Origin of the sequence: Kaistella chaponensis (assembly GCF_900156725.1) — a bacterium.
Lineage (GTDB): Bacteria > Bacteroidota > Bacteroidia > Flavobacteriales > Weeksellaceae > Kaistella > Kaistella chaponensis.
This window is the reverse complement of record NZ_FTOI01000014.1, coordinates 63,166-72,846: the sequence shown is the minus strand read 5'-3', so window position 1 is coordinate 72,846 and position 9,681 is coordinate 63,166. Positions and strand designations below refer to the sequence as shown.

Genomic DNA, 9,681 nt, shown 5'->3' with positions numbered 1-9,681 from the left:
TGATGATCTGAACTTCTGAAAATTTACTGTTTTTCATAGTCTTCCAAATTTAAAAACTATATTTTTAAATGTTCTTATTTTTGGGGAAGATTACAGTATCTTTAAAGTAATCTGATAATAATTTAATTTTTCCACCCTCCGAAAATGAAACCACCGTACAGATTTGATTGGTATAGGTTCCTTTTCCTTTGATATTTCCCAAAGAAATGGTTTCGTAAAAGTATCGGTTTTTTCCGAGATCGAAAATTTCAGACTCACTCCATTCAATACTTTCATATTTTCTAAAAATAGCACGAAACAAAGCTAAAATCCTGCTTCCACCCTGAATTTCTTTCGCAGGCGGAATCCAAATTTTACTTTCATCATCAAACCATTTTTGCAGATTTTCTACTTTCAAGGAATTTAAATCCCGCATAAATGAAGTTACTTTACAATCCATACGCATATATACGACGAAATGCGTAATTTTAGATTTAATTTTTTCTAAGATGAAAGATTTATTTTTAAAAAGATTTCAATACTATAAAAATATAGCCGATCAAACTTTTGAACAACTCGAGGAACCTCAACTATTTTGGCAGTATAATCCAGAAAGTAACTCAATTGCAACAATCGTTAAACATATTTCGGGCAATATGATTTCTCGTTGGACCAATTTTTTGACAGAAGATGGCGAAAAAGAATGGCGAAACCGAGATGCAGAATTTGAAAACGATATTCAGTCGAAAGCCGAAATGCTGGAAATATGGGAAAAAGGCTGGTTGGTTTTATTTGATGCTTTGAATCAAGTTAATGATGCGAACATCAACTCCATTATATTGATTCGCGGAGAAAAAATCTCTGTTGTTGATGCACTATTGCGCCAGTTAGCGCATTATCCTTATCATATCGGACAAATTATTTACTTCGCAAAAATGCTAAAAAACGACGATTGGAAAACCCTTTCTATCGCCAGAAATAAATCCCAAGAATACACTGAACTTTTAAAAAAGCAGAATTCTGCAGAAATTCACCAAAATTCTTCACCCGTTTGTTATGCAAAAAGTGATGAAGTACGCGATGAGTACCAAACAGAATAAATTTTAAAGAGATGGTTGAAAATTCTATATTTTTAAAATTTTGAATTTGCTTATCTTTGTGGACTTAAATTCTCCATACAATTGAATTCACTTCCGCAAAAAACCGCTGCTTTTCATACCCTTGGCTGTAAATTAAATTTTGCAGAAACCTCTACCATTGCTCGACAATTAACAGGTGCAGGTTATGAAAAAGTAAGTTTCGACGACAAAGCTAATGTGTACGTCATCAATACGTGTTCGGTAACAGAAAATGCTGACCGCGAATGCAAACTTCACGTAAAGCGTGCCATGAAAGCCAACCCAGAAGGTTTAGTGGTTATTTTAGGATGTTATGCGCAACTGAAACCTGAAGAAATTTCTGCCATCGAAGGCGTAGATCTGGTTTTGGGAGCAAAAGAAAAATTCAATATTCTGAGTTATTTGGAAGATTTACAGAAAACTGAACATCACGGAATCATTCATTCTTGTGAAATTGATGAAGCAGATTTTTTTATCGGAAGTTATTCCATTGGAGACCGAACAAGAGCATTTTTAAAAGTTCAAGATGGTTGCGATTATAAATGCACGTATTGCACGATTCCTTTGGCTCGCGGAATTTCGCGTTCAGACACCATCGAAAATGTGGTGGAAAATGCAAAAGAAATTGCCGCAAAAGGAATTAAAGAAATCGTTTTAACCGGTGTAAACATTGGTGATTACGGAAAAGGTGAATTTGGAAATAAAAAACATGAACATACGTTTCTGGATTTAATTTTAAATTTAGATCAGGTGGAAGGAATTGAGCGAATCCGAATTTCTTCCATTGAACCCAATTTATTAAAAGATGAAAGCATAGATTTGGTGGCTCAAAGTAAAAGTTTTGTTCCACATTTTCACATGCCATTACAAAGTGGAAGCGACGATTTATTGAAAAAAATGAAACGTCGATATTTGACTTCACTCTATGAAAACAGAATTAATAAAATCCATGAAGTGATGCCTGATTGCTGCATCGGCGTTGATGTTATCGTGGGATTTCCAGGGGAAACAGAAGATAAATTTTTAGAAACATACAATTTCCTTAATCAATTGCCCATCAGTTATTTGCACGTTTTCACTTATTCTGAAAGAGAAAATACAGAAGCTGCAGCAATGGAAGGAATTGTTCCCATTCCGGAAAGAAAAAGAAGGAACAAAATGCTCAGAATTCTCTCCGAAAAGAAGAAAATGGCTTTTTACCACAGTCAGATTGGCAAGACTCTTCCCGTTCTTTGGGAGCACGAAAACAAAAATGGAATGATGTTCGGTTTTACCGAAAATTATGTACGTGTTCAAAAACCTTTTGATAGCGCGTCTGTTAATAAAATAGAATTGCTAAAACTTGAAAAAATAGAAAATGACGGAAATGTATCTGTAAGTCAAAAGTTTGAGGATTTTCTAGCGAAGATTTAAGGACTATTTTTCCAGAGCATCTTGTCCTAAATTCATTTTGGTAAGCAATTCTGCAAAGAACATCAGAAAAATGAATTAAAAAATTATTTATTTTATTTGCTTATACCAGTTTTACGCGGTACACATCTGAACCGTTTCTTTTAATGTTTTTAACATGAAAACCACCTTCTTCCGAAATGATTTCCTGAAGATCAAAAATCTTGCAATCCTTCGGCAAACCAGTAAAAACAAGGGTAAACCAAAAATCTTTAAAAGGCGGAACTTCGGTCCAATATGGAAAAAGCGAAATATTTTCGTGATGAATCAGGCTGCTTCGATGTCCTAAAGCGTTATCAATCAAAAAAGTAGAACTCCAAATTCGAATCAAATTACCTTCAAAATGAGGTGCTGGAAAACAGCAGTGCACAATTACTTGCTTTTCTTCCTCAATTTTTGGTTGAAGCAGTTGTAGAATTTCCGAAATGATTTCAGGTTTGGTGATGGTAGCCATTTTCGTCAATGAAATAATTGTCAATCGCTATTTGATAATCGCCTATTTTAATAGTCGAGTTCTAATTTTTCTTTCGTGTAATTTCTCACTTTTTCTGCGAGTTCCTTATTTTCAGATAATTTTTGACCATAAGATGGAATAATTTCCAGCAGCTTTTCTTTCCATTCGTTTTCTAATTGATGCGGAAAACATTTTTCAATAACCTGCATCATTGCAAAAACCGACGTTGACGCACCAGGAGAAGCGCCCAAAAGTGAGGCGATCGTTCCATTTTTGTTGACCACGACTTCTGTTCCGAATTCTAATTTTCCGCCCATCTTTTCATCTTTTTTAATGATTTGAACGCGTTGTCCGGCAATTTTCAATTCCCAGTCTTCTTCTTTAGCATCTTTTACAAACTCTCTTAAATGTTGCATTCTCTGCGATTTTGTCATCGCAACCTGTCGAACCAAATACTGCGTTAAAGGTAAATTATGCCACCATGCGCCAAACAGAGAACGGATATTTTTAAAGTTGATGCTTTCTGGTAGATCAAGATAACTGCCTTCTTTCAAAAATTTAGTTGAAAAACCTGCAAATGGACCAAAAAGAAGCGCTTTTTCACCATCGATAATTCTCAAATCCAAATGTGGAACACTCATTGGTGGTGCATCAACAGTTGCTTGTGTGTACACTTTCGCATGATGATTTGCAATGAGTTCAGGTTTATGAGTAACCAACCATTCCCCAGAAACTGGAAATCCGCCATATCCTTCACTTTCTGCGATATCTGAACTGTCCAAAAGTGGCAATGCGTAACCACCTGCACCGATAAACACAAAATCTGAATAAACGTGTTGTGTATGATTATGAAGACGGTCTTTCATTGTTATATCCCAAGTTCCATCGGTTTGTAGATCCAAGTCTTTTGCCTCATGGTACAAGAAAATTTCTACATTGGAACCTTCGGATAAAAATCCACCCATTTTTCTGGTTAAAGTGCCAAAATTCACATCGGTTCCTAAATCCATTTTTGTGGCAGCAAGAATTTCGTTTTCTTTTCTTTTACTCATGATTAGCGGAATCCATTCTCTCAACTGGTCGTGATTTGTAGAAAATTCCATTCCCTTGAAAAGATTTGAGGTAATCATTTTCTCATGTCGTTTCCTCAAAAATTCAGCATCTTTTTCACCAAAAACCAAACTCATGTGCGGACAGGAATTAATAAAGCTATTCGGATCCTGAATGTATTTTTTTTCAAGCAGATAAGACCAGAATTGTTTTGATATTTCAAATTGTTCGGCAATGTTTTCAGCTTTTGAAATATCAATGTTTCCGTCTTCTTTTTCGACCGTATAATTCAATTCGCAAAATGCAGAATGTCCTGTTCCTGCATTATTCCAAGCGGCAGAACTTTCACTGGCTAATTGTCCAAGGCGTTCAAAGATCGCAATTTGAAGTTGCGGATCAAATTCGTGGAGCAGTGTTGCGAGTGTTGCACTCATAATTCCACCACCGATGAGTACGACATCATACTTTGGCTTTGGAGTTTTTTTTGAAAGAATTTCTGTCATGTAAGATCTTATTTGGGACGTCTAATTTCGGAAAAAGTTTTCCTTTATCAACTCAGATTTATTAATGTTTTTCAATTAAAGGTTTTCGTTGGAAATGAAAACCTTCAAATAAGGGCGAGGAATTCCAGGAGGACATTTTGGGTGACTTTGCGGCTACTTAAAAAGTTTCTGCACTCATTAGTCATGAAAAAGGCGAACGATTTCGATTAATGAGATTTTGCCCAAAAAGACATCGTGACCGTTGCTCCCAAAAAAAAATTAATTCAATACTGTTGTTAGCTTTTGAAACACTTTTTCCGCATTTTTCTCTTCATAAAGAATTTTATAAATGGCATCGATAATCGGTGTTTCCATTTTGTTGTCTCTAGACGTTTTGAAGATAGAATCTGCGGCGTAATATCCTTCGGCGATCATATTCATGGATTGAATTGCAGATTTCACGGTGTAGCCTTTTCCTATTAAATTACCCAAATTTCTGTTTCGAGAAAATAAGGAATAGGCGGTTACGAGTAAATCGCCGAGATAAGCACTCTCATTAACATCTCTTGGCGTTTCGTGAATACCTTCTAAAAAAACCTCCATTTCGCGAATGGCATTGGTTACAAAAACCGCCGTGAAGTTATCACCATAACCGAGTCCACTTGCAATTCCGGCTCCGATGGCATAAATATTTTTGAGAATTGCACTGTATTCATTCCCCAAAATATCGGTACTGGAATTCACTTTGATAAAATGAGAGGAAAAAAGATCAAGCAAAATCTGCTGATTTTCTTTTACCGTGGCGATGGTGAGATAAGAAAGGCGCTCCATTGCAACCTCTTCTGCGTGACATGGTCCTGCAATTACAGCCTGATTTCGAAATCCGATTTTGAATTCGTTTCTTAAATAATGAGCGACCACATCATTCACTTTCGGTACAATTCCTTTGATGGCTGAAACGAAAATTTTTCCGGAATAATCACAAGTCATTTTATCCAAACTTGCCGATAAATAAATGGAAGGTGTTGCCAAAACGATGACGTCACATGCAGAAACGAGTTCGTTAACATCCGTCGTTATCGCCAGATTTTTAACATTGAAATTGACTGCTGTAAGATAAGTTGGATTGTGATGGCGAAGTTCTATCGCGCCTTTTACAAATTCGTTGCGAACGCACCAATGCACGACTTTGCAATTTTCGGTAAGCATTTTCACAATTGCGGTTGCAAAACTTCCGCTTCCTAAAACGCCGACAGTTAAATGACTTTTCTGATCTATTTTATCCATTTTTTACAGTTGAAATACAAAGATACGAAAGTAGGCAACTCAAAAAAAAGATTCTTCAACCAAAATCAATTACTCTTAAATTTTATTATCGTTTTCATGCAATAAATTACAATTTCATCGATAGAATGTTCGTTAAAATTTTCATAAAGTTATTGAAGCCATTTGAGTTATTGTATTTTTAATTATTTTTGCTACCGAAAATTTAAAAAATATTTTAATGCAAAAAATAAAAAGATTTTTAAGCCCGAAAAAAAACACAAACTCCGTTTTGGGGATTTTACTTCTACTTGTTTTCGGGCAGGCTCTTTATATAGGAAAGCTTTTTTCAGAGAAAAACAACAAAAATTACGAAGTGAATCTGGTGCAAATCAACACTAAAAAAGACAGCATCGATTATCTGGAAATGCGAAACGATCTTGTTTTGGTTGATCATACCGTAAGAGAATTAAATTCTTTTCTCAATTCTAAAAACATAACAGATGGTAAGATTGAGACCCTTTCACAAGACAGTCTTTCAGATGCAGTGTACCTTTCGAAACAGAGCAATCGGTACAGCCAATATTTAGTCGATTTACAAAATAAATTGCAGCAAGTTCCGCTCGGAATTCCAACGGATGGTTATATTTCGTCAAATTTCGGAAAGAGAATTAATCCGATTCCTCGTAAAACGGTTCTACTAGCTTCTGCAAGTCCGGTAAAACCGAAAGATAAAGCGTCGCAATTTCCTGAAGAGAAAGACAGTTTAGGAAACATCATCAAAAAAAGTGGCGTAAATTCTACTGAGAATTCTGGCGTTCAGAAATTGGCGGAGAAAAATAATGCACCCGCAGAAGCGGATCAGATTCAGTTTCACAAAGGATTGGATATTGCTGTTCCTTTTGGTTCAGATGTTCGTGGTGCAGCGCAAGGAACTGTGATTTTTGCAGGCGTAAAAGGAGGTTACGGAAACTGTATCATTATTTCGCACGGAAATGGTTTGGCAACATTATACGGACATCTTTCCCAAATTTTGGTCAAAGCAAATGATTTTGTGAAAGTGAATCAGGTTATCGCAAAATCAGGAAATACGGGTCGTTCTACAGGTCCACATCTTCATTACGAAGTTCATAAAAACAATACGCCGGTTAATCCAAAATTGTTTATCAATATCTAAGGAAAACCGAAATAATGAACGCTTCTGATTTGTCGGAAGCGTTTTTTTTTGCTTCTATTCTTTGGAAATGGTGATGAAGAGAAACAGTTCGCGTTGCATTTATTTCCATTAAAAATAAAAAAATCAAATCATTCACCAGTAATTTTAAGTGGAAAAACAAAAAAAAATTCAACTGCATGGACTGCAATTGAATTTAAATTTCATCATTGTATTTAGGGCATTTGATAAAGACTTTTTAGCTTTGCGATTAAAAGGCTTTTAGATTCATCATTTGTGTTAATAGAATCCTTCGATGTTATGATTTTCTCATTTGTGTTAATAGAATCATTCGATATTTTGATTTCATCATTTGTGTTTTCAGAACCAGAATTTCTACTGCAAAAGTAGCAACATTACTGTATTGAAACCGCATTTGAAAGGCAGATATAAGTCGCTGCCGTTGTAGATTTTTATCTACAAAAAATCAATTTATTGATGATCTTTAATAAGTTCTATGAGTCCTACGATATTCTCAATTTCCAGTTTATCAAATATCCTCTTTTTCAGGGTACTTACTGTATTTTGTTTAACATCAAGACTGTTTGCAATTTCGAGATTTCCTTGACCTTCTGCATACATTTTAGCTATTTGCAGTTCTCTTTCTGTTAGAAGCAGTAAAGGGTTTGAAACGGCAGGATTGCGTATGGAGTCTATTAATAGAGCTTGTGTAATAGGCGAAATATAGGCACCGGAATTTACCATTTTCAGAATCGCATTCTTTATTTCTTCTTCGTCATTCATTTTACTTAAAAACCCATTCGCACCTGCACTTATGAATTTAAGCGATTGGGTATTTTCATCAACGCCCGTAAAAATTAAAATTTTAGTTGCCGGTCTAATTTTTTTAATTTCGGGTAAGATCGAGAGGCTGTTGCCATCGGGAAAATGCGCATCTATTATGGCTATATCGATAGCGTGTTGTTTTATAGACTCCAAAGTTTGTTGCAGATTGGATGCGTGATAAATCTTGCAATCCGTCGTAATTTCTTCTAAGAGAAACACGATTCCCTGTCTTATAAGACTGTGATCATCGGCAAGTAATAAATTAATTGTTTTACTTTCTAAATGATTCATTGGTTAAGTTTTAGGTTAATAGAGAAAGAAACGGTTGTCCCTTTATTCAACCCGCTTGCTACAGAGATTTCCCCCGAATACAATGCGATGATTTCTTTGCATAAACTTAAGCCCAAACCTGCGCCTAAATTTTCAATATCTTCAGATAATATTCCCTGATAATAGGGTTCGAATATTTTCTTTAAATCAGATTCGGAAATTCCCACCCCAGTATCACTGATTTTTGTATTTAAAGAAATACGGTTTTCCTCCATAATTTCTGTTCTCATAAAGACACTGATTTGACCGTTTTCGGTAAACTTATTGGCGTTTCCAAGAATATTCATAAAAATCTGATTGATCTTGGTATTATCTGAATCAACCATAATTGCCGGATCTATATTTTCATCAATGACAAATCTGTTATTTCTTGTTTCAATATACGGTTCTATGGAAGTAAGTATAGATTTTATCTCAGATTTAAGATTAAAAACCACAGGAATCAATTTATTTTCTACTTGCTGGTTTTTGGTGTATTCGAGAATCTGATTTGCCTGCATCAGCAAAGTATTATTCGTGAAACTGATCGATTTCAGATATCCTTTGATGTCTTCATCACTCGTTTTTTTATTAATTCTATTGATGAAAAGACCTATAATTTTCAAAGGTGATCGCAATTCGTGACTTAGCATTCCTAAAATTCGGTTTTTAAATTTCAAATTTTCGCCAATCTGTTTATTTGCAACCTTCAATTTCGATTCGTAAATAAATGCGATTCTCGTAAAATACATGATTAATATGGAGACGATAAACATTAGAATCATTAAACCCAACACCAAATACTCGCGAATCCTGTTGTTCTTTGAATTTTGCGCCTTGTATTCCTTTTCCAGATCAGATTTAGAACCTTTTATTGCCTCGTCATAGATATTCATTAATTTATTACTGTAAACAAGTAGACTATTAAAAGTGTGGTAGAAATCCCCACTATTGTCTTTGTTTTTAGTAACACTGACACGGATTTTTTGAACTTCCTTTAAATAGTGATTATTTGCAGAGGTAATGATACTGTCCATCTCCATTTTGATTTTAGTGGATTTGGCTGTTTTACCACTTTTAATCGTGACGATGGTACTATCTTTACGAACGTTTTCTTTCCCAGCTAATGCATCTTTTAATCGTCCGAAAATTCCTTTTTTAGGAATACTGTCAGAAAAAGTTTTGGTTTGAACATCAAATTTCTCAAAATTAAAATCAGTATTAAATTTTTTCAATTGAGGCAATGCTACGCTGCTTTTTAAATCTGAATTTCTCGAAAACCCTACCGTTGAGTCTACCAGTAATTTTAGGTTTTCTAATTTTATTGAATCTTTTTTACGGGAAACTGAAAAACTTTTTAAATTCGGGTTTTGGAATTTAAAATTATTAATACTGTCCAAATTCCTGGTAAGCCGATCTACAGAACTGAAATACGCTTTTAAATATTGATCATCCTTACTTAATGCATATTTCTGAAAAAAATCTTGCGCATTGATAAGCTCTTTTCTGGAATCATCGGTCAGGTTTTCTAACGATTGAACTTCTTTCAATTGTTTATCTATAAAATTTAAATCTTTC

General features: G+C 34.8%; 9 protein-coding genes. 3 read left to right on the top strand and 6 right to left on the bottom strand.

Going from position 1 to position 9,681, the window contains the following annotated elements:
• Window positions 1-64: 64 nt before the first annotated feature.
• On the bottom strand, window positions 65-439 hold the full coding sequence (locus BW932_RS12600; protein ID WP_143745560.1) for a hypothetical protein: 375 nt from the start codon (window positions 437-439) through the stop codon (window positions 65-67).
• 49 nt (window positions 440-488) lie between these two features.
• On the opposite strand from BW932_RS12600, the gene BW932_RS12595 reads away from it, so the two are divergent.
• Both BW932_RS12595 and mtaB read left to right on the top strand, forming a co-directional pair.
• A complete protein-coding gene (locus BW932_RS12595) occupies window positions 489-1,079 on the top strand; it encodes a DUF1572 family protein (protein ID WP_076388122.1) in 591 nt (196 codons plus the stop codon).
• A 75-nt stretch (window positions 1,080-1,154) separates the two neighbouring features.
• A complete protein-coding gene (mtaB, locus tag BW932_RS12590) occupies window positions 1,155-2,510 on the top strand; it encodes a tRNA (N(6)-L-threonylcarbamoyladenosine(37)-C(2))-methylthiotransferase MtaB (RefSeq protein ID WP_185113922.1) in 1,356 nt (451 codons plus the stop codon).
• Between the two features lie 100 nt (window positions 2,511-2,610).
• Here the strand turns inward: mtaB and BW932_RS12585 are convergent, their stop codons facing one another.
• From BW932_RS12585 to BW932_RS12575, 3 genes are all read right to left on the bottom strand, one after another.
• A complete protein-coding gene (locus tag BW932_RS12585; protein ID WP_076388118.1) occupies window positions 2,611-3,000 on the bottom strand; it encodes a hypothetical protein in 390 nt (129 codons plus the stop codon).
• A 47-nt stretch (window positions 3,001-3,047) separates the two neighbouring features.
• Window positions 3,048-4,553, bottom strand: coding sequence for a malate dehydrogenase (quinone) (mqo, locus tag BW932_RS12580; protein ID WP_076388116.1), 1,506 nt, complete (start codon window positions 4,551-4,553; stop codon window positions 3,048-3,050).
• A 258-nt stretch (window positions 4,554-4,811) separates the two neighbouring features.
• Window positions 4,812-5,819: an NAD(P)H-dependent glycerol-3-phosphate dehydrogenase gene (locus BW932_RS12575; RefSeq protein WP_076388114.1), complete on the bottom strand. Its 1,008-nt coding sequence runs from the start codon at window positions 5,817-5,819 to the stop codon at window positions 4,812-4,814.
• A 217-nt stretch (window positions 5,820-6,036) separates the two neighbouring features.
• Here BW932_RS12575 and BW932_RS12570 point away from each other — a divergent pair, with 217 nt between their 5' ends.
• A complete protein-coding gene (locus BW932_RS12570; RefSeq protein WP_076388112.1) occupies window positions 6,037-6,972 on the top strand; it encodes a M23 family metallopeptidase in 936 nt (311 codons plus the stop codon).
• Window positions 6,973-7,440: 468 nt separating this feature from the next.
• Here BW932_RS12570 and BW932_RS12560 read toward each other — a convergent pair whose 3' ends face one another.
• Window positions 7,441-8,085 (bottom strand): response regulator, encoded by a 645-nt coding sequence (locus BW932_RS12560; protein WP_076388108.1) that lies wholly within the window; start codon window positions 8,083-8,085, stop codon window positions 7,441-7,443.
• On the bottom strand, window positions 8,082-9,653 hold the full coding sequence (locus BW932_RS12555; RefSeq protein ID WP_245820745.1) for a sensor histidine kinase: 1,572 nt from the start codon (window positions 9,651-9,653) through the stop codon (window positions 8,082-8,084). The genes BW932_RS12560 and BW932_RS12555 overlap by 4 nt, the downstream gene beginning before the upstream one ends.
• Window positions 9,654-9,681 lie beyond the last annotated feature (28 nt).

Coding starts and splice junctions, on each gene's coding strand:
- BW932_RS12600 (WP_143745560.1), bottom strand. CDS start 439: ATGGATTGTAAAGTAACTTCATTTATGCGGGATTTAAATTCCTTGAAA.
- BW932_RS12595 (WP_076388122.1), top strand. CDS start 489: ATGAAAGATTTATTTTTAAAAAGATTTCAATACTATAAAAATATAGCC.
- BW932_RS12585 (WP_076388118.1), bottom strand. CDS start 3,000: ATGGCTACCATCACCAAACCTGAAATCATTTCGGAAATTCTACAACTG.
- mqo (WP_076388116.1), bottom strand. CDS start 4,553: ATGACAGAAATTCTTTCAAAAAAAACTCCAAAGCCAAAGTATGATGTC.
- BW932_RS12575 (WP_076388114.1), bottom strand. CDS start 5,819: ATGGATAAAATAGATCAGAAAAGTCATTTAACTGTCGGCGTTTTAGGA.
- BW932_RS12570 (WP_076388112.1), top strand. CDS start 6,037: ATGCAAAAAATAAAAAGATTTTTAAGCCCGAAAAAAAACACAAACTCC.
- BW932_RS12560 (WP_076388108.1), bottom strand. CDS start 8,085: ATGAATCATTTAGAAAGTAAAACAATTAATTTATTACTTGCCGATGAT.